Source organism: Mesorhizobium sp. B2-3-13, assembly GCF_006442195.1.
In the GTDB taxonomy this organism is placed as follows: Bacteria; Pseudomonadota; Alphaproteobacteria; order Rhizobiales; family Rhizobiaceae; genus Mesorhizobium; species Mesorhizobium salmacidum.
This window is the reverse complement of the sequence record NZ_VFVQ01000004.1, coordinates 1-24767: the sequence shown is the minus strand read 5'-3', so window position 1 is coordinate 24767 and position 24767 is coordinate 1. Positions and strand designations below refer to the sequence as shown.

At 61.8% G+C, this 24767-nt stretch carries 25 protein-coding genes and 2 pseudogenes; 14 read left to right on the top strand and 13 right to left on the bottom strand.

The window, feature by feature from the left end:
• Positions 1-15: 15 nt before the first annotated feature.
• From FJ941_RS06350 to FJ941_RS06320, 7 genes are read right to left on the bottom strand one after another with little or no spacing between them, the layout of a single operon-like run.
• The gene (locus FJ941_RS06350) at positions 16-1119 is read right to left on the bottom strand and encodes a glycosyltransferase (RefSeq protein WP_140504025.1); all 1104 of its coding nucleotides are present in this window, start codon (positions 1117-1119) and stop codon (positions 16-18) included.
• The gene (locus tag FJ941_RS06345; RefSeq protein ID WP_140504023.1) at positions 1116-2210 is read right to left on the bottom strand and encodes a glycosyltransferase; all 1095 of its coding nucleotides are present in this window, start codon (positions 2208-2210) and stop codon (positions 1116-1118) included. Before FJ941_RS06345 ends, FJ941_RS06350 begins: the two co-directional genes overlap by 4 nt.
• Entirely contained in the window at positions 2207-3337 is a 1131-nt protein-coding gene (locus FJ941_RS06340; protein WP_140504022.1) for a glycosyltransferase, read from the bottom strand. The genes FJ941_RS06345 and FJ941_RS06340 overlap by 4 nt, the downstream gene beginning before the upstream one ends.
• A gap of 2 nt (positions 3338-3339) precedes the next feature.
• The gene (locus FJ941_RS06335) at positions 3340-4440 is read right to left on the bottom strand and encodes a glycosyltransferase family 4 protein (RefSeq protein WP_140504020.1); all 1101 of its coding nucleotides are present in this window, start codon (positions 4438-4440) and stop codon (positions 3340-3342) included.
• The gene (locus FJ941_RS06330; protein WP_140504018.1) at positions 4425-5717 is read right to left on the bottom strand and encodes a TIGR04295 family B12-binding domain-containing radical SAM protein; all 1293 of its coding nucleotides are present in this window, start codon (positions 5715-5717) and stop codon (positions 4425-4427) included. Before FJ941_RS06330 ends, FJ941_RS06335 begins: the two co-directional genes overlap by 16 nt.
• Complete coding sequence (locus FJ941_RS06325) at positions 5714-6793, bottom strand: GDP-mannose 4,6-dehydratase (protein WP_140504016.1); 1080 nt, start codon at positions 6791-6793, stop codon at positions 5714-5716. The genes FJ941_RS06330 and FJ941_RS06325 overlap by 4 nt, the downstream gene beginning before the upstream one ends.
• Positions 6790-7896: an NAD-dependent epimerase/dehydratase family protein gene (locus tag FJ941_RS06320; protein ID WP_140504014.1), complete on the bottom strand. Its 1107-nt coding sequence runs from the start codon at positions 7894-7896 to the stop codon at positions 6790-6792. The genes FJ941_RS06325 and FJ941_RS06320 overlap by 4 nt, the downstream gene beginning before the upstream one ends.
• Positions 7897-8111: 215 nt before the next feature.
• Between FJ941_RS06320 and FJ941_RS06315 the strand changes: the two genes are divergently transcribed.
• The gene (locus tag FJ941_RS06315; RefSeq protein ID WP_140504012.1) at positions 8112-8384 is read left to right on the top strand and encodes a hypothetical protein; all 273 of its coding nucleotides are present in this window, start codon (positions 8112-8114) and stop codon (positions 8382-8384) included.
• Positions 8385-8580: 196 nt separating this feature from the next.
• Here FJ941_RS06315 and FJ941_RS06310 read toward each other — a convergent pair whose 3' ends face one another.
• The gene (locus FJ941_RS06310) at positions 8581-9177 is read right to left on the bottom strand and encodes a response regulator (protein WP_181169731.1); all 597 of its coding nucleotides are present in this window, start codon (positions 9175-9177) and stop codon (positions 8581-8583) included.
• Between the two features lie 4 nt (positions 9178-9181).
• Entirely contained in the window at positions 9182-9397 is a 216-nt protein-coding gene (locus FJ941_RS28925) for a hypothetical protein (protein WP_181169730.1), read from the bottom strand.
• Positions 9398-9499: 102 nt separating this feature from the next.
• Here FJ941_RS28925 and FJ941_RS06305 point away from each other — a divergent pair, with 102 nt between their 5' ends.
• The 3 genes from FJ941_RS06305 (at position 9500) to FJ941_RS06290 (ending at position 14020) form a co-directional block, all read left to right on the top strand.
• Positions 9500-12610, top strand: coding sequence for a CheR family methyltransferase (locus FJ941_RS06305; protein ID WP_140504010.1), 3111 nt, complete (start codon positions 9500-9502; stop codon positions 12608-12610).
• Positions 12607-12984: a response regulator gene (locus FJ941_RS06300; protein WP_140503998.1), complete on the top strand. Its 378-nt coding sequence runs from the start codon at positions 12607-12609 to the stop codon at positions 12982-12984. Before FJ941_RS06305 ends, FJ941_RS06300 begins: the two co-directional genes overlap by 4 nt.
• 769 nt (positions 12985-13753) lie before the next feature.
• Positions 13754-14020 carry a hypothetical protein gene (locus FJ941_RS06290; protein WP_140503996.1) on the top strand — a complete coding sequence of 89 codons (267 nt, stop codon included), beginning with the start codon at positions 13754-13756 and terminating at the stop codon, positions 14018-14020.
• Positions 14021-14322: 302 nt separating this feature from the next.
• Here the strand turns inward: FJ941_RS06290 and FJ941_RS06280 are convergent, their stop codons facing one another.
• The gene (locus FJ941_RS06280; RefSeq protein ID WP_140503994.1) at positions 14323-16623 is read right to left on the bottom strand and encodes an FdhF/YdeP family oxidoreductase; all 2301 of its coding nucleotides are present in this window, start codon (positions 16621-16623) and stop codon (positions 14323-14325) included.
• A gap of 195 nt (positions 16624-16818) precedes the next feature.
• Here FJ941_RS06280 and FJ941_RS06275 point away from each other — a divergent pair, with 195 nt between their 5' ends.
• The 7 genes from FJ941_RS06275 (at position 16819) to FJ941_RS06245 (ending at position 20814) form a co-directional block, all read left to right on the top strand.
• The gene (locus FJ941_RS06275) at positions 16819-17037 is read left to right on the top strand and encodes a hypothetical protein (RefSeq protein ID WP_027144351.1); all 219 of its coding nucleotides are present in this window, start codon (positions 16819-16821) and stop codon (positions 17035-17037) included.
• A 75-nt stretch (positions 17038-17112) separates the two neighbouring features.
• Complete coding sequence (locus FJ941_RS06270) at positions 17113-17715, top strand: diguanylate cyclase (RefSeq protein ID WP_140503992.1); 603 nt, start codon at positions 17113-17115, stop codon at positions 17713-17715.
• 109 nt (positions 17716-17824) lie between these two features.
• Positions 17825-18052, top strand: coding sequence for a hypothetical protein (locus FJ941_RS06265; RefSeq protein ID WP_181169729.1), 228 nt, complete (start codon positions 17825-17827; stop codon positions 18050-18052).
• Positions 18053-18600: 548 nt separating this feature from the next.
• Positions 18601-18903 carry a hypothetical protein gene (locus FJ941_RS06260; protein ID WP_246673709.1) on the top strand — a complete coding sequence of 101 codons (303 nt, stop codon included), beginning with the start codon at positions 18601-18603 and terminating at the stop codon, positions 18901-18903.
• Positions 18900-20120, top strand: a complete 1221-nt coding sequence (locus tag FJ941_RS06255) for a divalent metal cation transporter (protein ID WP_140503988.1) — start codon at positions 18900-18902, stop codon at positions 20118-20120. The genes FJ941_RS06260 and FJ941_RS06255 overlap by 4 nt, the downstream gene beginning before the upstream one ends.
• Positions 20120-20479 (top strand): hypothetical protein, encoded by a 360-nt coding sequence (locus FJ941_RS06250; RefSeq protein WP_140503986.1) that lies wholly within the window; start codon positions 20120-20122, stop codon positions 20477-20479. The genes FJ941_RS06255 and FJ941_RS06250 overlap by 1 nt, the downstream gene beginning before the upstream one ends.
• A 2-nt stretch (positions 20480-20481) precedes the next feature.
• A complete protein-coding gene (locus tag FJ941_RS06245) occupies positions 20482-20814 on the top strand; it encodes a hypothetical protein (protein WP_140503984.1) in 333 nt (110 codons plus the stop codon).
• A gap of 29 nt (positions 20815-20843) precedes the next feature.
• Here FJ941_RS06245 and FJ941_RS06240 read toward each other — a convergent pair whose 3' ends face one another.
• Positions 20844-21170, bottom strand: coding sequence for a hypothetical protein (locus FJ941_RS06240; RefSeq protein WP_140503983.1), 327 nt, complete (start codon positions 21168-21170; stop codon positions 20844-20846).
• A 56-nt stretch (positions 21171-21226) separates the two neighbouring features.
• Entirely contained in the window at positions 21227-21478 is a 252-nt protein-coding gene (locus tag FJ941_RS06235) for a DUF982 domain-containing protein (RefSeq protein ID WP_140503981.1), read from the bottom strand.
• 291 nt (positions 21479-21769) lie between these two features.
• Between FJ941_RS06235 and FJ941_RS06230 the strand changes: the two genes are divergently transcribed.
• On the top strand, positions 21770-22513 hold the full coding sequence (locus FJ941_RS06230; protein ID WP_140503979.1) for a DUF4142 domain-containing protein: 744 nt from the start codon (positions 21770-21772) through the stop codon (positions 22511-22513).
• Between the two features lie 21 nt (positions 22514-22534).
• Positions 22535-23137 (top strand): general stress protein, encoded by a 603-nt coding sequence (locus FJ941_RS06225; protein ID WP_140503977.1) that lies wholly within the window; start codon positions 22535-22537, stop codon positions 23135-23137.
• Between the two features lie 79 nt (positions 23138-23216).
• Here the strand turns inward: FJ941_RS06225 and FJ941_RS06220 are convergent.
• A pseudogene (locus tag FJ941_RS06220) lies at positions 23217-23672 on the bottom strand (FCD domain-containing protein); the annotation flags it as partial.
• Here FJ941_RS06220 and FJ941_RS29355 point away from each other — a divergent pair.
• Positions 23670-24689 (top strand): annotated as a pseudogene (locus FJ941_RS29355) (amidase family protein); the annotation flags it as partial. The pseudogenes FJ941_RS06220 and FJ941_RS29355 overlap by 3 nt on opposite strands.
• Between the last annotated feature and the right edge of the window lie 78 nt (positions 24690-24767).

Here is a 24767-nt window from a genome sequence, read left to right as displayed (position 1 = left end):
TCTCCTGTCTGCCAGTCATGCTGCACTGCCGATGTCAAGGTCGAGGACCTCCGCCTCCTTTTGCGTAAGCGCCGTGATGAATTCGCGAGCCCTGGCCACACCGGTGTGGGACGCAAGGACGAGTTCGCGTGCCCGGTCGGCCATGGCGAGACGTGTACGAGCCGATTCCCGGGAAAGAATGACGACGACATCGTCCGGCTTCTTGGCCGTGTGGATCGTCGATGCGGGAAAGAAACTGTCGAGGCCTGGCCAGCGGTCGCTGATGATCGGCGTGCCGCAAGCGGCTGCTTCGAAAAGGCGCACGCTGGGCGACCATCCCGCTGCAATCATTGAACGGCGGGTGACGTTCAGCGTGTAGCGTTGGCGGCTGTAGAACGCGGCGTGCCCGGCCGGCGGCAGATGTTCGATGCGCTCGACATTGTCGGGCCAATCGATGTCGGAGGGATATTGCGAGCCGGCGACGACGAAACGGCGGTCCGGCATGCGCCGTGCAGGTTCGAGCAGGAGCGCGTTGAGCGTGGCTTGCCGGTCCCCGCTATAGGTGCCGAGATAGCCGAGATCCCAGCGGACCGGGTCGGCGGTGCGGTGATGCCGTTCCGGATCGACCGAACAGTAGAGCGGCTCGGCGCGGCGTGCGCCGAAGGTCTGCGCCAGATCGTTAAGCACCGGGCCGCCGGCGAAAGAGAAATAGATGTCGAAGTAGGGGATCTGGCGCCAGCTCAGATAGTCGCAATCGTCCGCCGACAGCTTTGCCAGGGTCACCGGCGTGTCGATGTCGTAAAAGCAGAGTTGTCCTTTGCAAAGTGAAGCGACGATGTCGATAACCGCCCGCCCTTCCGGCACGAAGGAGCCGATGACCACGATATCGGCCTGTTCAAGGCACCGTGCATGGTCGCGCTGAAGTTCCGGCACGGTTTCGTAGTAGCGCAAGGCGCAGAAGTCCGGATCGCGCAAATCGCGGTGATTGGCGTACCACGGCACATCGCGCTCCAGGAAAGTCACGCGATGGCCGAGTTCGTGAAGACCTTTCAGCAGACCTCGAAAAGTGGTGGCGTGGCCGTTTCCCCAGGACGAGGACAGCGACAGGCCGAGAAAGACGATGTTCAACTGCTTGGTCATTCGGCCGCCTCCACGGTCCCCTGCGTCAAATGGCGTTTGAAGACTGCATCGGTCACGGCCGCGCGCAGTGCGTAGGTATGGTCGGCGAGAACACGGCGAAGCGCGGCTTGGCCGATTGCCTTTGCCCGACGGGGGGTAAGCGCCTGCATGATTTCGGCGACATCGTCGCCGTCGCGCGCCACAAGGATCTCCTCGCCGGGTTTCAGGAACAGCTCGACGCCCAACCAGGCATCGGTGATCAGGCAGGCGCCGGCGCCGGCCGCCTCGAAGACACGCGTGGCCGGTGAAAAACCGTTCGCGGCCATGCTGTCGCGGCTGATGTTCAAGACGGCCTTTGGCGTGACATTGAAGGCGTTGTGATCGCGGGTGCCGACATGGCCGAGCCAGCCGACATTGGCGGGGAGCGGCTTGTCGCCCCAGCCCGATCCGCCAAGCAGAAAACGTTGTTCCGGCAGTCGGCTCGCAGGATCGAGGAAGAACGATCCGACACGGGCTTCACGATCCGGCAGCCTGTTTCCGAGGAACGCCAGATCGCAGGCAAACCGCGCATTGCCGGCGACCGGGTGGTGCGTTTCGGGATCAAGCGCATTGTAGATGGGCACGCACTCGTTCGCGCCCATGGCACGATAGGCCCAGACGACGGGGTCGCCGCCGCCATAGGTCAACACAAGGTCTATTTCTTGCAGCGCACGATGGAGCGGGTGGTCCGGCTCGTCGCGCAACCGGGCGAGCGTGGCCGGCGCGTCGACGTCCCAGAATACGGTGAGCGCATCGCTGCGGGCGTGATCGAGCACGGCGCGCAGCAGCGCCTCATCCTCGAAGCCGACACCACTCGCCTTGACGACGATATCGGCCTCGGCGGCCCGCTCCGCCACCTGCATCAGAGCGTGGCGGGTCGCCTCATAGACGACGACGGAGCACCAGTCCGGCGCCTCGATGTCGCGGTTTTTCTGCCGGTCATAGACGTCAGGCTCATAGAAGGTGATTTCATACCCCAGTTGCGAAAGCGCCTTCAGCAATCCACGGTAATAGGTCGCGGCACCGTTCCAGTAGGATGACAAAAGGCTCGATCCATAGAATGCGATCTTCATTCGGCGGCTTCCTTTGCGGCGGTCGGGTCGACGGTGTGCAGGTTGGTGCATTGCCAGAGCACGTCGAACAACTCGTCGACGCGGTGACGACAGGTGTGTCGCGAGAGGATGGTCTCAAGACCCGAGGCCACCAGGGAGGCCGCGAAATCGGCATCGGCCAGCACCGCCTGTAGGTGTTGCCGCATTTGCGAGCCATTCTCGGCAAACAGGAAGTCGACGCCGGGCCTGAAAAGCCGCTCGACATCCGACCATGGTGCTGAAATCAGCGGGATGCCGCAGGCGAGTGCCTCGAACATGCGGATCGTCGGAATTCCAGGCAATCTTTCACGATAGGGGCGCCGCGGGATGTGCACCGTGACACGATGCGTGGCAAAGGCCTTCGGCACGTCGGCATTGGCGATCCACCCTTCGTAGCGCAGACCGGCGACGGCCAGATCGGCAAGTGCCGGCTTGGGATAGCGGACACCGTGAACAGTGGCCTCAAGGCCGAGATCGCGCACCGGTTCGATCAGGAACTCCCTGAGTTCGGCGGTCCGCTCGTCGTCGCCCCAGTTTCCGATCCAGACCAGATTGGACGTAGCGTGGATTTCCGGTTGCGGCTTGAACAGGCGATCGTCCGCCGCTTCATGCCAGGTGAAGACACGCTTGCCCCAGCCGGCGCGCAGATAGCTCTCGCGCAACGCTTCGCCAAAGGCGAGAACGCCATCATAATGCTCCAGATGGAGCGCCGAGATAGCCTCGGTGGCCGACACGGCCCGGTGATGGGTGTCGTGAAACAGAAGGATGAAGTTGCCGCCATCGGCCCGGGCACGGCCGATTCGAGCGACAAGCTCCGGGTCGGTCCATTCGTGGACGATCACCACGTCGGCCTCGGCGATCCAGGCTTCGTGGTCGAACCCGGCATCATAGGTCACGGGCATCAATTCGGGGAAATCCTTGCGGAAGCGTTCGATCGCGAAGGATCCCTTCTCGGCCAGCAGGTTTGACCGGCTCCAGCCGTCCGCGGGCTCCAGAGCGATGGCCTGATGCCGGCGCGCCACCAGTTCGCGCATGACGCCGCGAAGGAAATGGGCATTGCCGTGGTTCCAGTCGGAGACGAGCGAGTGGGTGTAGAACAAGAAGCGCATGATCAGCGCTCCGCCACGGCTAGCGCCGCCTTTTCGTAGACATCGCGCATGGCCGCGGCCTGCCTCGCCAGCGTGTACCTGCGGCTTCGGCGAAGGGCGGCCTGGCCGAGCTCTCGCCTATGCCCGGCATCGCTGGAAAGACGATTGACGCAGGCAGCGAGATCGTGCGGGACGCGCGCGTCGAAGAACATCGCGGCCCCATCCCATATCTCGCGATAGGTCGAGATGTCCGAGAGCACCAGGGGTGTTGCCGACATAGCCGCTTCCAGCGCCGCCAGACCGAACGGTTCGTAGAGCGACGGCGATACAAAAATGCCGGCGCGGGCCATCAAGGAGCGCACCTCGCTGTACGGTAGCGCCCCGAGAGAAACGGCGTGATTGACGGTGGCACGCTCGCCGTTCGGGCCGTGAATCGAACCGGCTGTAAAGATGGGCCATTGCGTCAACGAGGCGGCCTGGTCGACCGCCATCACGTTCTTTCCCTCGTCCCACCAACGGGCGGCGGCGAAGACCAGCGGCTGGCGGGTTTCGACGTTCGGGACCGGACGGGCGCCATTTCCGACGATGTGCAGGCGTGCGACCGGGCCATAGCAGGTCTCGAGCAGCTCGGCATGGCTGCGGCTCGGCGCGATGACGGCGTCGGCCCTGTCGAAGCCGCGCTTATTGCGCTCTTTCTGCCAGGTCCATGCGCTGTCCAACGCCTGCCCCCTGACGGAGTGGAACCATGTCGTTACGCATGAATGCGAGACCGCTATGACAGGGCAGGGCGCATCCAATCCCACTGCCTGCGTCGGCGCGTTGAGATGGACGACGTCGATGGCGTGGTCACGCATCAGCGCACGCAATTCCCCCGGCAAACCGTCGAGATCGCCGGCGTCGTGGGTCATCCAATCCAGCGGCGTGTTCAGCCAGATCAGCGTCGCGAAGGACCGCGCCTCTTCGGCCTGTCGCCCGGATGGTTGCGGTCCTAGCCCGGCGAACACGATGCTGTCGCCGCCGTTGACCAGTTCCCGGCCGAGATCAAGCGCATAGCGCCACACCCCGCCCATGGCGTCGACGGTCATCAGGATGCGGCGCTTGCGCGGCCTTAGTGTCCGCAACATGCCGCCTCCAGCTCCGCCAGCGGACGCGGGCGCTTTTCCTGGATGTCGCTGAACTTCTGGAACGAGGCGAGGTAATGGTCATGGGCGCGCTCCCAGGCGAGATCGTCGGGTTCGCCCCAAAGCTCGCGATAGCTGGGCGAACTCGGATAAGGATAAAGCGGTACGGGTTCATTGGCCCACACGCCCTTGTCGATCAGATGGGCTCGCCAGTAATCGACAAGGGCAGGATCGTCCTCGACAACGCCGATCAGATTGGCCTGGACGAAGGGAACGTGGCGTCTGGCCTTGACCAGCAGCGCGGCCAGTTCCTCGGTGCCCAGCCGGCAGCGCTTCGCGAGCATCGCCCGCCCTTCTACCGTCAGGCTTTCGAGGCCGGCTTCGATGGAGACGCAGCCTGCCGCGCCCAGCAATTCCAGCAGCTCGGGTTTCCATAGATCGATGCGGGTCTGTACGCCGAATTTCACATCGCGCTCGACCAACGCCTCCAGCAACGCTTTTTGCGGCAGGAAAATCTCGTCGATGAAGTAGATATAGCCGACGCCTTGGGCAATCAGCCGATCGATTTCGGTCACCACCGTTTCGTGGTTCCGGCGGCGATAGGCATCGCGGAAATCGATCTTGGCGCAGAAGCTGCAATTGTAGGGGCAGCCGCGTGACGCCTCGACCTCGGCGCCGAACCCATGCTGTTGGTCATCGAACCTATGATGGTGATGCGAATGGGCGGCGATCCAGTCGGATGGCCATTCAAGCGGGGGATGATCGACAAAGGAACTGACATGAACGCCGCCGTTCGAAACCAGACTGGCGTCCCGCAGATAAGCGGTCGAGTGCACCGCGCTCCAATCGTCGCGCAGGGCAAGTTCCGCGACGATTTCCTCGCATTCGCCGCGCACGACAATGTCGACGCCAAGCTTGCGCAGCGTCGGCGCAGGCGTCGCCGAGCCATGCGGCCCGACCGCGACGGTGCGTCCGCCACGCCCGGCCAGACGATTGAGGAAATCGGCCGGCACGCGCAGCTCCGGCGGTGCGCAGCGCCAGAACAGATAAGTCGGCGCGGTGCTGACGACCGTCATCGCCGGCGCGAACTCAGTCACACGTTCGCAGAGCCCGGAATTGTCGAGCTTCTGTAACTGCCCGTCCAGCAGCAGCACCTCATGGCCCGCCGCTTCGAGCATGGCTTTCGAATAGCCGAGTTCCAGCGGCAAATGGGGTTGGCGGCAGCCGAAATAGATGCTGTCGTCATACGTCCAGAAGGGATTGACCAGGGCTATTCTCATGCGACGTACCTCACGGCTTCAGGGCGAGGCTCGAGCCGGTGGCGCTGCAGCCAGTCGGCAAGATCGCGAATGCCCTCGCGCCACGCGACCTGCGCCTTCCAGCCAAGCGCGGCCTCGATCTTGCGGGTATCGGCGACGAAGAAGGGCTGGTCGCCGGTCCGTTCCCCATCGTGGCGGATCGAAAGCTCACGGCCGGTCAGGCCGCCGATCTCGCTCAACAGCATACGCAAACTGAGCGCATTTTCTGGTCCGCCGCCAAGATTGAATGCCTGGCCCCTGGCGGTCTCGATCTGGTCCAGCACGGCCCTGTAGGCGGCGACCGCATCCGAGACGTGCAGGATGTCGCGCACCTGCCTGCCGTCGCCGTAGATGGTGATTTGCCGTCCCGTCAGGGCGCTGAGCAGGAAGTGCGCCACCCAGCCCTGGTCCTCGGTTCCAAACTGGCGCGGTCCGTAGATGCAACTCATCCGCAGCACCGCCGTCGGCATGCCGTAGGATTTGGCATAGTCGAGCACATACTGGTCCGCCGCACCCTTGGAGCAGCCATAAGGTGTGCAGAAATCCAGGCCGCGGGCCTCATCGATGCCGCCGGCCTGGATGGCGCTGTCGCAAGGTGTGTAGCGGTCGCCGTCCTCGCGAACCGCGACATCGGGAAGGCTGCCATAGACCTTGTTGGTGCTGGCGAAAACCACCGGGATGCGCTCGCCGCTCAGTCGCGCCGCTTCCAGCACGTTGAACGTTCCCCGAAGGTTGATGTCGAAATCCTCGTCCGGCCGGACCAGGCTCGTGGTGACGGCCGTTTGCGCGGCCAGATGGAAGATCGCCTTGGACCTCATCAGAACCGGCGCCAGGGCATTGGCGTCCCGCACATCGATGGTCTCGACGGTAAGGCGGTCGCCATGTTTCTGGGCCAGCCATTCAAGGTTCTGTTCGACGCCGGGACGGCTGAAATTGTCGACCACCAGCACCGGTTCGCCATCCGACAACAGGCTGTCGGCCAGGTTCGATCCTATGAAGCCGCTGCCGCCGACGATGGCGACCGGCGCTTCGCGACGGTTGCGTGCGCCCGGGCTCATGACACCAACCCACGCTCTTCGAGCTCGCGCTTCATTTCGGCGCCGCGGTCGATGGCCGCCGTGTTGCGCACCCAGGAAACGAAATCGCCGAGAGAGTTCTCCAATCGGCGGCCCGGTTCGAAGCCGAGCAGCTCACGTGCCTTGGAAATATCGGCGAAGCAGTTGCGTATATCGCCGGAGCGCGCCTTGCCGAGCAGCTCAGGCGAGCGGTTCGGGGTTCCCATGGCCTCTGCCAGCAATCGCGCGACTTCGCTGATCGCATAGGCCCGGCCGCTGCCGATGTTGATGACGTGGCCCTTTGCCTGACGTTGCTGCAGCGCAAGGCGAAAGGCGCGGGCGACGTCCTGCACATGAACGAAATCGCGCTTCTGTTCGCCATCCTCGAAGATCATCGGTCGTTGGCCATTGGCGAGACGTGAAGCGAAGTTGGCCAGCACGCCGGTGTAGGGATTTGATAATGCCTGGCCGGCGCCGAAGACATTGAACAGGCGCAGCGCGACCGCATCGATGCCATACGCTTCGCCGAAGATCAGCACGGCGCGCTCCTGGGCGTATTTTGTCAGCGCGTAGATCGAGGCGAGATCGACCGGCTTTTCTTCGTCTGTCGGCACCGGCGAAAGGGGTTCGCCTTCCGGCGACAGCGGATTCCACTGTCCGCTTTTGATGTCGCTTGGCTTGCGCCGGGCATTGTCGATGCGCCGGCCGTCGGGCGTGGCATAAAGACCCTCGCCATAGACGCTCATCGACGAGGCTACGACGATCCGCTCGACCGGGTGTTTGATCAACGCCTCGAGCAGCGTCGCCGTGCCGAGGTCGTTGGTGCCGACATAGCGCGCGATCTCGTACATCGATTGTCCGACGCCCACTTCCGACGCCAGGTGAATGACAGCGTCGACGCCTTCCAGCGCCTCGGTAACGGCCTCGCGGTCGCGGACGTCGCCCTTGATCAGTTCGGCTCCGGCGGGAAGCGCGATCGCTTCGCCCGCATGCACCTGCTCGAGCAAGGCGTCGAGAATGCGAACCGAATAATCCTGAGCGATGAGTTCTTGTGTGACGTGGCGGCCTATGAAGCCGCAGCCTCCTGTAACCAATATGCGTTTCACGACGACTCCTCGGACAAGTGACCTCGGCGCCCCGAACTTTTCGGCAAAAGGTTTGTTCCCTGTGCTTCAACAAAGTTCCCTTTGAGACCTTCGTGCGAAGCAAGACATCGCCGTCAGCCCCGTGATGCTGGAACATTGCCGCCGGTGTGCTGTTAGGACGCTCGACAGCCGCTGTGACGCCGACAGCGCGAGGCCCGATGATCAAGGAGATTTCAATGTCGCAGTCCCAGACGACCACCAATCACGACGAAATTCGCAAATGGGCCGAGGAGCGTCAGGGCCGGCCGGCGGTGGTTCGCACCAAGGGCGAGGGCGGCATCCTGCGGATCGACTTCGGCGAGCCCGAGGAAGCATTCGAGCCCATCGATTGGGACGAGTTCTTCCGGATATTCGACGAGAACGATCTGGCGTTCCTGTATCAGACCAAGACCAGTGACGGGAAAGCCAGCCGCTTCAACAAATTCGTCGAGCGCGATCGCAAGGGTTGAGAAGGCTGGCTTGGCAGCTGATCCTGGCCGATCCAGAAAATCTCGCAATTCGATGGAACAATCGACGGCTCCATTGCTTCGGGCGCTGAGCCAGAAAGGCGATCCGGCAAAATCAGGCCCCTGAACACAGTTGCGGATGACAGACGATCGCAACCCCCAACGGAAGCGACTTAGCCTCGGGCTCGGAGGACAAAATTCAATGCATCAGCTTCGCGCCGTGGTCCTTCACCACCTCTCGCATGATGTCGTTGAGCCAGTTTTCGGTCGACTGGCCAAGCCGCCTGTGGTCGATGGTTCGGATCGCTTGCTCGAGTGTCCTCTCAACCAGCCGGTCGGATGCGTTGACGTCCCCCAGCAAAAGACGCGCCGCGAGCCGCAGTTTGGGCAAAAGCGCGAAGACGTCGTCTGGCGGAGGGGGCACGGCGATGCCAGCTCGTTCCGACGCCTGCGCCGGAAAAAGGGCATTGAACACTGCCCTGCTGCCCGAGGATTTTCGCAAATTGCTGGCGTAGCGAAGATGTTCGGGAATGGCGATGTCGTTATCGCCGCTGAAGAACACGAAAGGGATGCCCCGACGCATCAACTTGTCCGCGATGGGAAACACGCGTCGGCCGTTGAGATTGACGTCCAGGATTGCAGCTTCGGCCTGATCGGTGTGTTCGGAAGCCTGCTCGACGGTGGCTGCGGGTCCGAGGATGATGGCGCCCATATTGCTGAAAAACCGTGCGAGATCTCCCGCCACCGCCCATTCGTCTTCGACAATCAGAATGTGCAATCCCCGCAGATCGCGCACGTCGTCATCCTTTCTTCGAACGGAGTTTAGGATGCAGAGAAGCCGTTTCCCATTTTCTGTGATCCAGCGCCGCCTGCAATCGTTTCGCAAGCACCAGCATGCGATCCGGGACGGGCCCTGCATCGAGATATTTGATTGATTGAGGCGGCGCCATTGGTGCCAGGAGCTTCATGCCAGCTGAGCGTTTTGTCATTGAACCACCATGGGTGTTCAACGTCATCCGTGCTGTCTTGTTCCATTCTGCCTGCGCGCTATATGGTTATGTCCTGTCCGAACCGACCTTGAGGGAGTTCATGTCGGGTCGGGGGAAGAGGGATATGCCGTGACAGCGCAATCAATCAAGTTCCCCATCGTCGGCGTCGGCGCGTCCGCGGGTGGCATTCCCGCGATGGAAGGGCTGTTCAAGGGCATCGCCGGTCAGCCAAGAATGGCGTTCGTGATCATCACGCACCTCAGTCCCAAGCGCAACAGCCTGCTGCATGAGGTTATCGACCGCTATACCGAGATGCCTGTCATGGTGGTCGAGGACGGCATGGCTGTCGAACCCGACCACGTCTATGTGATGCCGGAAAACGTCACTGTCGTCATCGAGAAGGGCGTGCTGCACCTTAGGCGGCCCAATGGGCTTACCCAAGAGCGTAAACCCGTCGATATCTTCTTCAGCGCACTGGCCGAGGACCAGGGCGAATATGCGGTCGGCGTCATTCTGTCGGGCGGCGATTCCGATGGAACCTTGGGCGTCAAGGCCATCAAGGAGCGGGGCGGGCTCACCGTGGCGCAAGCGGCTGACGGCTACGGTCCGCGCAATCCCGACATGCCGCAGAGCGCCATTGCCAGCGGGCTCATCGACGTCGCCGTGCCTGCCGAGGAGATTGGGGCGAAGCTGGAGGCTTACGCCCGCGGCTTCGACGCGCTGGACGGGCTGACGAACGAAGAGGACGTTCATACGGCCGACATAGATCAGGTCCGCGAACAGATATACGGGATCTTGCGCAGCCACTCCGGTCATGACTTTTCAGGTTATAAAACCAAGACCTTCCTGCGCCGGATCAAGCGGCGCATGCAGATCGCCCAGATTCAGTCCATCGGAGCCTATATCGATTGGCTGAAGAAGGACCCTCGCGAGGTGATGAACCTGTTTCGCGATCTGCTGATCAACGTTACCAACTTCTTCCGCGATCCCGACGCCTTCGAATTGCTCGAACAAAAGATCATCCCGCGGCTGTTCGACGGCAAGACGGCGAGCGATACCGTCAGGGTCTGGATTCCAGGCTGCGCCACAGGCGAAGAGGTGTTCTCCATCGGCATCCTGCTGCGTGAACACATGGAAACGCTTTCGGCCGTGCCTCGCGTCCAGATTTTCGCGACCGACATAGACGAGCCGGCGCTGGCGGTGGCGCGCGCGGCACGCTATCCCGAAGCGTTGATGCAAGGACTTTCCCCGGAACGCAAACAGCGGTTTTTCACCGGCGATGGCGAAACGTACGTCCTCAGCAACGAGATCCGGGAACTGTGCATCTTCTCGCCACATAGCGTCATTCGCGATCCGCCCTTCTCGCGCATGGATCTGGTTTCGTGCCGTAACCTGTTGATCTATTTCGGCCCAGCCATTCAAAGCCGCGTTCTTCCTGTCTTCCACTATTCGCTGAAGCCCGGTGGTTATCTTTTCCTCGGCACCTCTGAGAGCGTCGGGCAGCACGAAAATCTGTTTGCCACCGTCGACAAGAAACATCGCCTCTTCCAGGCACGGGAGCATGTTTCGCCGCACATCAGGCTGCCGGCCCTGATCGGAGATGTTCCTTCCGGCGTTTTTCCCGCCGAAACCGCTGGCTTGAAGAAGGGAACTGTCGGCTATCCGCTGCGCCAGGCTGTCGAGGCGCAGGTGCTGGAGCGGTTCGCGCCGCCGCATGTCCTCGTCAATGCCGAAGGCGACGTCGTCTACTATTCGGCGAGGACCGGCAGATTCCTCGAAGCGCCGCAAGGTATTCCCAGCCGGCAGTTGCTGACGATGGCGCGCCGCGGGCTTCGGCTGGATCTGCGCGCCGCATTGAGGGAGGCGACGACGACACGCCGCACGGTCGTGCGGGATAACCTCGCTGTCGAGGAAGACGACGAACGCGTACAACCGATCAGGCTGACGATCGAGCCGCTCGCCGAGAGGGGCAATGGTGAGCCGCTTTACCTTGTGCTCTTCGAGCCGTCGGGACCGACGCAGGCCCGATCCGATGAGGACGGCGGCAGTCGTGACAGCGACAGCACCGCCGATCTCGAGCGGGAGCTGCGCGACACAAGAGAGCGCCTTCAATCCACCATCGAGGAATACGAGACGGCGCTCGAAGAGGTGAAATCCTCGAACGAGGAACTCGTCTCCGTCAATGAAGAGGCGCAATCCACCAATGAGGAACTCGAAGCGTCCAAGGAGGAGATGCAGTCGCTCAACGAGGAGCTCAACACGATCAACGCGGAGTTGACCAGCAAGATAGAAGAGCTCGATCACGCCAACAGCGATCTGCGGAACCTGTTCGAAAGCACCGATATCGCGACCATTTTTCTCGACCGCAGTCTTGTGGTGCGAACCTTCACGCCGGCGGCCTCGTCCTTCTTCAGCCTGCGCCCCTCCGACGTCGGCCGGCCGTTGACGGATCTGTCGAGCCAACTCGATTATCCCGAGTTGAAGCAGCACATCGACAAGGTGTTCGAGACAGGCGAGACCCTGAACCACCATCTTGCGCGCGATTCCAGGGGCCTGTTTCACATGGTCCGCATCAACCCCTATCGGGACAAGGGCAACAGGATACAGGGCGTCGTGGTGACACTGGTCGACGTTACCACCCTGGCGCGGGCGGAAGAGCATCAGCAGGTGCTCATCTCGGAGCTCAACCATCGCGTCAAGAATATGCTCGCGGTGATCGCCAGCATCGCCAACCGCATGCGGGACAGTTCCGATACGAAGGAAGAGTTCGCGGACGCGTTGATCGGTCGGCTGCACGCCATGTCCCGGGCCTACGGACTGCTGACCCGCGAGAAGTGGAAAGAGGCTTCGGTCAAGGAATTGCTCCACCAGGAACTCGAGCCGTTCGGCATCGAACGGATCGAACTCGATGGCGACGACGTTAAACTCGGCCCGCAACAAGGGCTTTCCCTCAGCATGGCCATTCATGAACTGGCCACCAATGCGGCCAAGTATGGCGCCTTGTCCAAGCCCCGAGGCAGGATCGGCGTCAAATGGGCGATGGATGGCGACAATTTTACGCTTGGCTGGCGCGAAAAGGACGGCCCTCCCGTCAGGGAGCCGTTGAACAATGGCTTTGGCCTGAACCTGTTGAAGGGGGAAATCGGCTACAGGCTCGGCGGCGATGTCGAGACCTCCTTCCGCAAGGACGGTCTCGAGGTTCAGATCGCTTTTTCGGCAAACCATAGAGAAGCGCCATGAGCGACAGACCGCACGTTCTGGTGGTCGAGGACGAGTGGCTGATCGCAGAGGACGTCGCGTCTGACTTGCTTGCAGCGGGCTATCCCGTGGTCGGCCCTGTTTCGTCCGTTGCCGCCGCGCTTCAACTTGTCGAGGCGGACAAGGTCGACCTGGCGTTGCTGGATATTCAGCTCAACGGTGAAACGAGCCTGCCGGTCGCGGAAGTCTTGCTGGCTCGCGGCACTCCGTTCGCGTTCGTAACGGGATTTGGGGAGCGTGATGTTCCTGTCCCGTTTCGAAACTGCAAATTCGTTGCAAAACCAGCAAGCGAGGCGGCCATCCTCACTGCCGTGGCTGACCTTGCGTCGCTTCGCGCAGCCAAGAAACGGTCGTGATTTCAAGCCAGCCGGTCGCGATCAATCCAGCGGCTTGTCGGTAGGCCGGGGCGTGGTACTCGCCTGGCGTGGCCGGCCGGCATTTCGATTGGTGACCGGATTATCCAGCGGAACGCTCGACGGCCGGGATGCGCCGGCGGTCTTTGGCGTCACCGGCTTTGCGCCGGCATCCGTTGCTTTGGCATCCCGCCTTGGGTGCGGCAGGCCACCGGCATTCGGCGATCGGACGGCGGGTTTCGAGGTTGAACCTTCCTTGGTCATTGTGGCTCCTTCCTTGCAAGGGAAAACATCTCATGTAGGCAGGTCAATCGTCGGCGCGATCGAAAGTTCCGCGACCGCAACGACACCACGCTGCCGAGGGCGGCACGAGTAAGGACGGAGCGGTTCTTGTGCCCGTGTGGATGTCCCAGCCATGCGGCTGCAAACGTCTTGCAGAGATCGGATACGGCTTCGAGGTTGGCCCCATGCGTGATCACGAAGGACGCGTCGATCGCGCCGTTCTGGACCTTGGCCAAAAGCGGATCTTCCGTTCAGGCGCGAGCAACTCGAATAAGGCGAAGTGGAACAACTGACGTCGATGCAGGTTCGGTGTCGTGCGGCGTCGTCGCTCCCCTTGTTTGACGCTGCAAGATCGGGTTCCCCTCAGCCTGATCAGCCCGCGCGCTCCCTTGCCGGGAGGCGCGGGCTTTTCCGTCAGCCGAGCGATCGTGTTTTGAATTCGGGCGGAACAACCCACTCGTTCGGCAGTTCGGCGCGCAGGAGAACCGAAATGCACTATGCCGATGAAATCGCGCTCAGGCGCGTGAAGATGCTGGTCGAACAATATGTTCTCGCCAGAAGCAGGAGGTATGATTTTGTCTCGACCGAGCTGGCGTGCCAGGCCATCCGTCAGGTGGTTCGCAGCCCGATCGAAGATACCGAACTCGATCATTTGCTGGCCCGAAGTGCGGTCAAACAGGGACTTTCCGTGCGGTTCGATCGAATAGGTCACTTGTCGGCTACTTCACCCGAACTCATTGGGGAAAAGTCAGTATGAGAGCCTTATGGTCACTGTGTGCGGCATCGGCATTGCTCGCCTTGGCGGCGTGCAACAACAATGCCGACCCCGTCAAATCCAAGACGGATACGACGAACAGCCAGCCTGTCGACAAGAATCCGGCGACGGACACCAATCCGACACCACAGACCAGTACTGGCGGGGACCAGCAAGGCACGCAGCCAACGCAGCCGGCATCGCCCAAGCCGCCTGGCGGTTAAGAGCCATCCGGTCCAGGTGGGCCGCTGCTTGTCCGGGTTTGTGACGCCGCCGGGAAAATACGAAGCGACGCCTGTCTGGTTTCAGCCAATAATTCTGACTGGAACGGACTTAACGGCGGGAACGTGGGCTTTCTTGGCGCGGTGCCAGAGGGGCACCAGAGGGTTGAGTTCTGGATAATAGCCGGCGCAGTTGCCTTCAGGCACCGAATAGGATGTCACGCGCAAGCCCCGGACGCGCCGCTCGACACCGTCATCCGCATGGGTTTCGAGATCGATCTGCTGCCCCGCGGTCAATCCGAACCGTTGGATGTCGGCCTCGTTCATCAGCAAGACCATGCGTGTGCCATGGATGCCGCGCAGCCTGTCATCATAACCGTAGACAGTTGTGTTGAACTGGTCATTGGAACGCACCGTTATCAGCGTCAGGACCTTGTACCCGGATACATCGATGTCGGGATTCGTCTCGAGCGTCGTCGGCAGCTTGAAATTGGCCATCTTGTTCGGCGTCTCCCAAATTCGCTTCGACGCCTTGATGTCGCGATGAAAGCCTCCCGGCGTCAGGAACCGTTTGTTGAACTGGCGAAAATGCTGAGGGATGCAGCGTTCGATCTCATCGCGAATGCGGGAATAGTCGGCAACCCACCCGTCCCAAGGAATCGAGCTCGTGCCCGGTACGGTAGCTTTGGCCAGCTCGGCGACGATCTTCGGCTCTGAAAGCAGATTTGGCGAAGCTGGCGGGCGCGATCCGAAGGAGCCATGGATGCAGGCGGTGGAATCCTCCACGGAAACCGTCTGATCGCCGCTTTCCTGGCGGTCTCTCTCCAGCCGCGACAGGCAAGGCAACAGATAAGTTACCGCCCCGGGGATGAGATGACTGCGGTTGAGCTTGGTCGCGATCTCGACATGCAGGCCAAGTCCCCGCCAGGCTTTCTCGACCAGGCCGGTTTCAGGCACGGCGCGCACGAAATTACCCCCCAGGCCGATAAAGCCCTTCACGGAGCCGGCAATGACGCCTTCGCAGGTCTCGACCGTATCGAGGCCTTTTTCGCGCGGGGGCTCGAAAGCATAGAATTCCGCGAATTTGTCGAGTGGAACGAGCTCAGGTTTTTCAGATATGCCGACGGTGCGCTGGCCCTGGACGTTGGAGTGACCACGCAGCGGCGAAATGCCGGCGCCGGGCTTTCCGATGTTGCCACGCATCAGCAGCAGATTGCAAAGCATCTGAACGTTCTCGGTGCCATGCCTGTGCTGCGTCAGGCCCATCCCGTAATTGCCGATCACCGCATTGGAGCGGCCGTAGACTTCAGCCACATGCTCCAGATCCGCTCGCGCGATGCCCGACCGTGTGACGATGTCTTTCCACTCGGCAGCGCGTAAATAGGCTTCGAACTCAGCAAAACCATGCGTGTGTTCGGCAAGGAACTCGACATCGAGGACACGCGAATTTCCATTCTCCCGAGCCGCGTCGTCGAGTGCCAGCACCGCCTTGGCAATCCCGGTCATTGCGGCAATGTCGCCGCCGCTGCGGACCTGGAAGAAGTCGCTGGACATCTTGGTGCCGGGGCCTGGCGACAACATCTCGACGGGATCCTGCGGATTCTTGAAGCGCTTGAGCCCTCGCTCCGGCAAGGGGTTGAAGGTGAACACCGGCACGTCGCGTTGGCGAGCCTCCTGCAGCGGGTGCAACAGCCGCGGCGCCGTCACGCCGGTGTTGTGGCCGAAGAAGAACATCATGTCGCATTTGGAAAAGTCTTCGAGCTGCACGGTCCCAACCGGCGAGCCGATCGACTCGGGAAGCCCGACCGAGGTCGATTCGTGACACATGTTGGAAGAATCGGGCAGGTTCGACGAACCGTAGATGCGGGCGAAGAGCTGATACATGAATGAAGCTTCCAGCGAGGCGCGGCCGGATGTGTAGAAGACGACCGACTTCGGATCGAGCCGCCGAAGTTCCATGCCGATCTCGGCAAAGGCTTCATCCCAGGAAATCGGCTCATAGCGATCGGTGACAGCGTTGTAGCGCAGCGGATCCGTGAGCCTGCCTTGCTTTTCCAGGTCGCGATCCGGCCAATCGAGCAGGTCGGTGACCGAATGCCGTGCGAAGAAGTCTGGACCGCAACGCAGCTTCGTCTGATCCCACATGGTGGCCTTGGCGCCATTTTCGCAAAACTCGAAGGGCCGCGGCTCCGCTGGCTTGGCCCATGAGCAGGAAACGCACATGTAGCCGTCTGCCTTGTTCTGCTTGAGCAGCGTGCTCCATATTCCCGACATCAGCAGGCCTTCGCCATATGCCTTGCGGATCAAGGAGGACAGGGACCCCCATCCGCCCGTCGGGTGGTCGTATTTCTTGATTTCGACATGATCGGTAACGGCGGGTTCCATGACGGTCGTCCTTGCGAATGCCAATACCAAACCTCGCCCCTGCTTGATTGTTCCCGAGTCCGTGAAGCGAACGTCGCTGGTGCAATTCGGCCGCGCTTGCCAAGCGAACGATAACCGGTGCCTCGGCATCGCTTCGCGCCTGCGTGTGGAACTATTTTGGTCATTGGCTGTTCGGCAAGCGAAGGGAGCAGCACGATGGAGCGACGCAACGCGGTAATCTCGCTGGCGATAGCCGCGGTCATTATCATCGGTTTCCTGATCGGCTTTCACTACGTTGACATGGGCTGGCGCACCTCGCCCCTGAAACGGGCGCCTGAGCAGAACCAGGGCGGCAACGCTCCCGCGGATACTTCACCGGCTGCGGGCGTCCAGAAAAATCCCAAGGAAAATACCGAAATGCCGGGGCAGCAGTGATCGACCGCTACCAACAACCCCAGCTTGGCTCACCAGTGTCGCTATCCTTCATATGAACTCGGACGAGAGGACGTTGTGCTGTCAGATCCCACCGTTCTGATCCTGATGTATTTTCTTCTCCCGGTCTGGTTGGTCGCTGGTTTTGCAGACTGGCTCTGCCATCGCGCTTCGCATATCGAATCGACGACCGGCGCCAAGGAATCGTTGATCCATCTCCTGATGTTCATCGAGGTCGGCATACCGCTGCTTGCCGCCATGTTCCTCGACGTGAACGCCCTGGTCATAGCCATCATGATCGTCACCTTCTTCATTCATGAGGCCACCGCGATGTGGGACGTTCGCTACGCCACATCGGCGCGCACGGTAACGCCGATCGAACAGCATGTGCACAGCTTTCTGGAGATGATCCCGCTGATGGGGCTGGTCAGCGTCGTGTCCCTTCATTGGGGACAGTTTCTCGCATTGTTCGGGGCAGGACGGGAAACCGCGCGCTTTGATTTTGCCTGGAAATCGCAGCCGCTGCCGGTGACTTATATCGTCTGCGTGATGGCCGTGATCCTGCTTTTCGAATTGCTCCCTTATCTGGAAGAATTCGTCAGGGGGTTACGTGCCAATGCCGGCAGGCTCATTCCACCGAAAGCCAGACGACGCGACCCGGGCCAGACGACCTTGCGGTGAAGCGCTCAGCGGAAACGATGTCCCAGCCGTCTGGGTGCTGGCGCCCTGTGCGGAACATCTCCGCCGGACTGCCCATTATCAGAGGGTGACACGGACATGGAGTGTGGTGATGGGCATACTTTCCGATCTGGACAAGAAGCTGACGGACAACATGTATGAACATGGCAGCGCGCTTACCGATGCCGTTGCGGATCTGCCGCGTGCGGTCGTCGACACCGTCGAGCGGCTGATGCCTTTCATTCAGCCCGAAGCGCGCGAGACAGTGAGAAGTCAGGTTCTCGGCCTGGTCCACGAATACAGGGTCGAGAAACCTCCAGGCGCGGCCGAGCAGGATTGAACTAGCCGTTCTGGTCTATCGCGTGGGGCGCGGGTTGGCTCCCGTTGCTCGCTTTGTGGCCGCTGAACCACAACCAGGCCGCGATGATCACGACCGCCACGATCACTATCCAGGCTATGAGACGAGGGATTGCGGAATCCTCCGTGCCAGCAGTTCATCCACGTCGATGCGGTGATCAGGACGGGTTGAGGTCGGTTCGCCTCGTATTCCAAATACCGCAAGCGATCGTTTGTTCCGCTTGAGTTGGTTTCAATCGTGGCCGGCGGTCCCCTGTCACGGTCCATGTCTTGCGATGGCACCCGTGCGATCATTAATTGACGGGCACACGGGGCACTCTAGATCAATTCATGCCGATCACGATTCGCTTCGGTTGCGGGGAGACTGTTGCTGTGGCGCACCAAACGCCGGCTTTGACCTTCAGTGGCCGTCATCTCAGGCTGGATTATCTGTGCGTCCTGTTGCTTCTGGGCGTTTCGGCGGGATGCTCGTCTTCCGATCGGATCGAGCAGCAATCACAAACTGCGGCATCCGCCGCACAGACCGTGTTGATGGTGCTCGATGCCTGGACAAGCGGTGCGGCGCCGTTCGCATACACCGCCGGCACGCTGCAATCGGCCGGCAAGACACTGGCCGATGCCGAGGCGCAAATCCGATCGGCCGAAACGGCCGAACCCGCCGAGCAGGCTGCATTGGCGACAGCGGTCAAGGATCTGTCGGTCGCGGTGGCTCACGCCGGGGCGGGATTGCAGGCAGGCAATCGAGCGGGGGTCCAAAAAGCAAAACAGGATCTTCAACTGGCCTCGCGCTCGCTTGCCGCCGCCTATGCAAAATATTTCGCGCCGAAGCCATGAAGAAGCTCGTGGAAATATCGCTCGGCGTCGTTACCAGCGTTGGCGGCTTCCTCGAAGTCGGATCGATGGCGACGGCGGCGCAGGCAGGCGCGACTTTCGGTTTCCAACTGATCTGGGCCGTGGTGCTCGGCACCATCTGCATCATCTTTCTGGTGGAAATGGCCGGCAGGTTCGCGGCGGTGAGCCATCACACGATCTGCGATGGCATTCGCGAGAGATTTGGTTTCAACGTCTTTGTGTGGCCGTTGCTTGCCACCTTCTTGCTCAGTCTCATGGTGCTCTCCGCCGAGATCGGCGGCGTTGCCATCGCACTCGAACTTGCCACCGGCATAGGCTTCCAGTGGTGGGCGCTGCCGGTGGCTTTTCTGGCGTGGCTCCTGCTCTGGAAAGGCACCTTCGGCCTCATCGAGAAAGGCGTGTCGATGCTCGGCCTGGTGACCTTGTGTTTCGTCGTCGCGGCCGTGATGCTGAAACCCGACTGGACAGCGGTCGCTGCTGGCGCCGTGCCTTCGCTGCCAGCCCACGACACCGCCAGTTACTGGTTCATGGCGGTCAGCATTCTCGGCGCTTCGATATCGCCGTACCTGTTCATGTTCTATTCCTCCGGGGCCATCGAGGACCAGTGGGACAAGAGCTATCTCGGTGCCAATCGGGCCATAGCGGGACTGGGGATGTCTTTCGGCGGCACCATTTCGGTCGGCGTGCTGATCGTGGCCGCCCTCGTGCTGGCGACGCACGGCATCGACCAGGTGGACGATTATCACCAGTTGCCGTTGATGCTGATCCCGGTATTCGGCTTCTGGGGTTTCGTCCTGTTCGTAGCCTCTCTCGCCATTGCCTGCTTCGGCGCTACGCTCGAAGTCGGGCTGCAGCAGGCTTACCTCGTGGCTCAAGGCTTCGGCTGGACGTGGGGCGAGGACCGCAAGCCGCGCAACAACCCAGGGTTCAGCGCGGTGTACACGGTATCGTTGTTTCTTGCCGCCATCCCCATCATGCTTGGTCTCGATCCGCTGAGGCTCACCATCTTTTCCATGGCGCTGACGGCGGCCAGCCTGCCGCTAACCGTGGTTCCATTCCTGTTTCTGCTGAACGACAAACGCTACGTCGGCGAGCATCGCAACGGCATTCTCTCCAACGCTGCGGTGATCTTCATCATCGCGCTCGGCTTTGTGCTGGCCGTGGTGACGATCCCGCTGCAAATATTCGGAGGCACATGATGAAATTGCTGCGTGATCTCCTGGACAAGCAGGTGGTTGACCGCGAACAGGTCAAGATCGGCAAGATCGATGGGCTGGTGGCGGAGTTGCGGCAGGGCAAGCCGCCAAGAATCATTGCGATCGAACTCGGCTCCATCACTTTGGCGCGCCGCCTCGGCGCGAGACCTGGGCGATGGATGGCGCGACTCGCGGCAAAGCTGGGTGGCAAGCGCCATGGCGAGCCGCATCGGATCGCCTGGCACAAGGTGAGGGATATCGGCACCGACATCGAGTTCGATGTGGATGTGCGTCAGACGTCGATCTTCGCCTGGCAGGACTGGTTGCGCGATCATATCATCGGGCGCATTCCGGGAGCTTGATGATGACCACCGTCAATCTCGAACGTCTGGCTGGGCGACGCGTGCTGTCGCAGCGAGGCAAGAGCATCGGCTACATCGAGGAAATCCGCGCCGAACGGGATGGCGACGATTTCGTCGTTACCGAATTCCACGTCGGCATCCACGCTGCTTTCGAGCGTCTTTCTGCGTCGGCCATAGGCGTGGCGGTGCTCGATCTGTTTCGGCTGCGCCGCCGCGATGGTCTGTACCGCATCCCTTGGGACAAGCTCGACATCTCCGACCCGGCGCGCCCGCGGCTGCTGTGCCCGATGACCGAACTCTCCGGCATGAAGAGCGCACCCGATCGTCGCGAATAGGTCGCCGCCGCGCATCGTCGTGAATATTTTCAGCGCAGCATGCTCACGGCCAGAAAGACCGCGGCGGCTATCAAAACGACAGCTGCAATGACAAACAGCGGCCAGTTGCCGCGAGGCCGCAGTTCCGGTTCGCTTTCGATCGGCCGCATCGCATTGGCGAAGCTGGCGTCGTTCTCGAATTTTGGCCGGGAACGTGGCGGCTCTGCTCCAGCGACCGGATTTTGTGTGTCGGCCGCCTCGGCGTCGGTCTCCAGCGGGACAATGGCGGGATCGAAGCCTGGCGTTTTGTCCTGCGTCGCTCCCGCCTCAATCTCGCCTCTGGCAGAGGCAGGGGTAGGATCTGACATCTTGGCCATGACCTCTCTCTTTCGAACCAAACTCTGCCAAATCGGCAGCGGTGGTTTTGAGACGGCTATATTTGCTCGAGCAGAATCCTGGCGTCCTTGGCCGCAACGATGAACGCCTGTCTTGCGATCTTTGGAGGCTTTTCGCCACGCATCACGGCAAGGCACGCCCTGAGCGCGGCAAGACGCATTTCGGATTTCGGCTCTGGCCAGTCCCGCAGCAGCACTTCAGCGGCATCGGACACAGAGACCACGACCCTGTCTCGGTCAATGCGGCCAGGTTGAATGATGATCGGCTTTCTGAAATGGCCCGCACGCACCTGCCCCTCCAAGACCTGCCCCGTTGCTTTACAATGCCTGCCCAAGGACGAGCCGCGCAGACCGCACGCTAACTCCGCGACGGCCGATTTGTTCCAGCGTACCTGGCGTTGGAATAGCGATGCCTGGAATCACTCGTTTTTCACGGCGTTTTTTTGCAGCCACGCCCGACGGCTCCTTCACGGATTTTGCCGCTGAATGGTCCGCTGGCATGCCGTCTCGATGGGGGAACAAAGCGCATCCCGGCTTGTTAGGTCGCAACGCAAATTCGCTCACCGACAAGGACAAAGCCGATGAAAACACGACATCTTCTCGCCTCCTTCGCAGTTGCTTGCACTGTTCTCGCAATGCCCGCCTTTGCTGCCGACAGTGCCCAGGATTTCGTCGACAAGGCTGCCGTCGGCGGCAAGTTCGAGGTCGACTCGAGCCAGATTGCCCTGGACAAGGTTCAGGACCAACGCATCAAGGATTTTGCCCAGATGATGATCCGGGACCACGGCGCCGCCAACGCCAAGCTGGAAGCGATCGCGGGCGAACAGAAACTGAAAGTACCGCCGGCGCTCGATGCCCAGCACCAGGGCGATCTGGACAAGCTCAAGAATGCGCAGGGGCCGATGGATCCGGCTTACGTCGACCTGCAGCGCAACGCGCATGACGACGCCGTCAAGCTGTTTGAAAATTATGCCAGCGGCGGTGACAACGCCGCACTCAAGACTTTTGCCCAGCAAACGGTCGGTACGTTGAAGATGCACCAGCAGACGATCGAGAAGATCGCCGCCAGGCAAGACGCCATCACGGGAGCGACAACGCCGGCGGTGAAGACCGACAATATTCCCAACGCCGCCGCTCTCGTCCCCGGCGCAAACAGCTTCACCGAAGCCCAGGCCAAGAGCCGGATCGAGAATGCGGGATATTCGAACGTATCGAAGCTTACCAAGGACGACCAGGGCATCTGGCGCGGCCAGGCGGCCAAAGGAGGCGAAAACCTCAACGTAGGGGTCGACTACCAGGGCAACGTCGTTGCCTCGAGCAAGTGAGCATGGATCAGGAGAAATCACATGAAGACGGTAACCGGACTGTTCGACAATTATGACGACGCGGCCGATGCGGTCGGCGAGCTCGAGGCGACGGGCGTCCCACATTCCAATATCAGCATCGTCGCCAACAACTCGGATGACTGGTATGAGGCAAACCGTTCCGAGGCCGCCGAAGACGCTGGCAGCGGCGCGGGAATCGGAGCTGTGATCGGCGGTGCCGGGGGCCTGCTCACGGGGCTGGGCGTCATGGCCATCCCGGGTGTCGGCCCGGTGGTCGCCGCCGGATGGCTCGCCGCCACCGCCGCGGGGGCGGTTGCCGGCGCCGTGGCTGGTGGAGCGGCCGGCGGCATTATCGGCGGTCTGACAGAGTCGGGCGTGCCCGAGCGCGATGCGCACATCTATGCGGAAGGTGTACGCCGCGGCGGCACCTTGGTGACGGCCAAGGTGGACGACGAACTCGTGCCGAATGCCGAGGAGATTTTGGGTCAGTCTCGATCGGTCGACCTGGCTGAACGCCGTAGGATGTACGAGGCGGATGGCTGGACCGGCTTCGACGTCAATGCAGGCGAATACGCACCCAAGGACGTCGATCGCGACGGCGGCCGCGCAATCAATCGACCCTGAAAGCGGATTCCGGCCCTGGCTGCGACCAGGCCAATGGGCGCAGTGCGGCCGGGTGGAACCATTTCTTCTCGATATGCCTCTAAGGGTGTAGCGGCGCGGCTCGCGCCTGGTCGTCAACGACAAACACGGCGCTCGCTTCACTGACGATGGACACGTGTTCCATGGCGGCCTTGCCCGCAGCTGGGCCATCGCCACGCAGGATCGCGGTGACGATGGCGTCGTGCTCCTGCCAGGATTTCGCCAGGCGTCCGGCCAGCCTGAACTGGGCCCGGCGAAAGGGGGCCAGCCGGCTGCGCGTCATCGCGGTCAACTCGTAGATGTGCGTGCTGTGGGCACCGCGATAGAGCCGGCTGTGGAACTCGGTGTTGAAGTACTCATAGTCTTCCTCGGCACCCAGCCGTACCAGCCGCGCCGAGGCCCGATGCTCGGTCTCGAGCGCGCGGCGCTCGCTGCCGGCCATGCGCTCGGCGCAGAAGCGCGCGCATATGCCTTCCAGCTCGGCCATGCTCTCGAACATCGAGGCGAGGTGCTCCTGAAGTTCTTCGGCGACGCCCCGTGCAGGCCGGCTTCGAGGCAGCACTTGGCCTTCTGGAAACGCTTGGCTGCCGGCTGGTCGAAATTCCGTTCAGCGATTTCTACGCCACCGCCAATCTTCTCTACGAGGGCGCCTGGGTCGCCGAGCGCTACGCGGCGATCAGCGACTTCATGGACGCCAACGAGGCCGCCATGCATCCGGTGACCCGCAAGATCATCGGCGGCGCCAGAAGCCTTTCGGCGGCCGACGCCTTTCGCGGCCTCTATGCCTTGCAGGCCTACAAGGCGAAGCTCGCCCCGGTCGTCGCCTCGGTCGACCTATTCTGCGTGCCGACCGCCTACGCATTACACCACAGCCGCGGTGCTTGCCGATCCGGTCGCCACCAACAGCCGGCTTGGCACCTACACCAACTTCGTCAACTTGCTCGATATGTGCGGCGTCGCCGTGCCGACAGGCAAACGCGGCGACGGCCTAACGATGAGCGTCACGTTCTTGGCGCCGGCCGGCCGCGATGCGCTGACGGCGATGCTCGCCCGCGACCTGCATGCGCAGAGCGGCCTGCCGCTCGGCGCAACGGGTTGGCCGCAGCCCGGCCCGCGGCCGGCCGCCGTGCCGCCATGCGACGGCATGATCGACCTGGTGGTGGTCGGCGCGCATCTGTCGGGCATGCCGCTCAACGGCCAGCTCAACCAGCTCGGCGCGCACTTCCTGCGCGCGACCAGGACCGCCGCCGCTTACAAGCTCTATGCGGTGGCCGGCCAGTCCGTGCCCAAGCCCGGTCTGATCCGCGTTGCCGATGGCGGCATGCGGATCGACGTCGAGGTCTGGCGGCTTGGGCCTGAGGCTTTCGGCCGTTTCGTCGCCGCTATTCCGGCTCCGCTCGGCATCGGCACGGTCGAACTCGACGACGGCACCCCCGCCAAGGGTTTTCTGGTCGAAGGCGCGGGCTTGGACGGTGCCTCCGACATCTCCTCATTCGGCGGCTGGCGCCGCTTTATCGCACGCGGCAATAGTTGACTGAGCGACCCGAGACATAGGTAACAGAACGTACCGGACACATAGGTAACACTTTTTCGCTTTGCGGGAGGTGTTGAT

What these genes read in the sequence shown, in the direction of transcription:
- FJ941_RS06340 (WP_140504022.1), bottom strand. Translation starts at nt 3,337, where the DNA reads ATGCGCTTCTTGTTCTACACCCACTCGCTCGTCTCCGACTGGAACCAC.
- FJ941_RS06225 (WP_140503977.1), top strand. Translation starts at nt 22,535, where the DNA reads ATGAAGACGGTAACCGGACTGTTCGACAATTATGACGACGCGGCCGAT.
- FJ941_RS06315 (WP_140504012.1), top strand. Translation starts at nt 8,112, where the DNA reads ATGTCGCAGTCCCAGACGACCACCAATCACGACGAAATTCGCAAATGG.
- FJ941_RS06300 (WP_140503998.1), top strand. Translation starts at nt 12,607, where the DNA reads ATGAGCGACAGACCGCACGTTCTGGTGGTCGAGGACGAGTGGCTGATC.
- FJ941_RS06325 (WP_140504016.1), bottom strand. Translation starts at nt 6,793, where the DNA reads ATGAGCCCGGGCGCACGCAACCGTCGCGAAGCGCCGGTCGCCATCGTC.
- FJ941_RS06250 (WP_140503986.1), top strand. Translation starts at nt 20,120, where the DNA reads ATGAAATTGCTGCGTGATCTCCTGGACAAGCAGGTGGTTGACCGCGAA.
- FJ941_RS06255 (WP_140503988.1), top strand. Translation starts at nt 18,900, where the DNA reads ATGAAGAAGCTCGTGGAAATATCGCTCGGCGTCGTTACCAGCGTTGGC.
- FJ941_RS06245 (WP_140503984.1), top strand. Translation starts at nt 20,482, where the DNA reads ATGACCACCGTCAATCTCGAACGTCTGGCTGGGCGACGCGTGCTGTCG.
- FJ941_RS06280 (WP_140503994.1), bottom strand. Translation starts at nt 16,623, where the DNA reads ATGGAACCCGCCGTTACCGATCATGTCGAAATCAAGAAATACGACCAC.
- FJ941_RS06240 (WP_140503983.1), bottom strand. Translation starts at nt 21,170, where the DNA reads ATGGCCAAGATGTCAGATCCTACCCCTGCCTCTGCCAGAGGCGAGATT.
- FJ941_RS06330 (WP_140504018.1), bottom strand. Translation starts at nt 5,717, where the DNA reads ATGAGAATAGCCCTGGTCAATCCCTTCTGGACGTATGACGACAGCATC.
- FJ941_RS06335 (WP_140504020.1), bottom strand. Translation starts at nt 4,440, where the DNA reads ATGTTGCGGACACTAAGGCCGCGCAAGCGCCGCATCCTGATGACCGTC.
- FJ941_RS06265 (WP_181169729.1), top strand. Translation starts at nt 17,825, where the DNA reads ATGGGCATACTTTCCGATCTGGACAAGAAGCTGACGGACAACATGTAT.
- FJ941_RS06230 (WP_140503979.1), top strand. Translation starts at nt 21,770, where the DNA reads ATGAAAACACGACATCTTCTCGCCTCCTTCGCAGTTGCTTGCACTGTT.
- FJ941_RS28925 (WP_181169730.1), bottom strand. Translation starts at nt 9,397, where the DNA reads ATGACGTTGAACACCCATGGTGGTTCAATGACAAAACGCTCAGCTGGC.
- FJ941_RS06290 (WP_140503996.1), top strand. Translation starts at nt 13,754, where the DNA reads ATGCACTATGCCGATGAAATCGCGCTCAGGCGCGTGAAGATGCTGGTC.
- FJ941_RS06275 (WP_027144351.1), top strand. Translation starts at nt 16,819, where the DNA reads ATGGAGCGACGCAACGCGGTAATCTCGCTGGCGATAGCCGCGGTCATT.
- FJ941_RS06350 (WP_140504025.1), bottom strand. Translation starts at nt 1,119, where the DNA reads ATGACCAAGCAGTTGAACATCGTCTTTCTCGGCCTGTCGCTGTCCTCG.
- FJ941_RS06345 (WP_140504023.1), bottom strand. Translation starts at nt 2,210, where the DNA reads ATGAAGATCGCATTCTATGGATCGAGCCTTTTGTCATCCTACTGGAAC.
- FJ941_RS06260 (WP_246673709.1), top strand. Translation starts at nt 18,601, where the DNA reads ATGGTGCTCGATGCCTGGACAAGCGGTGCGGCGCCGTTCGCATACACC.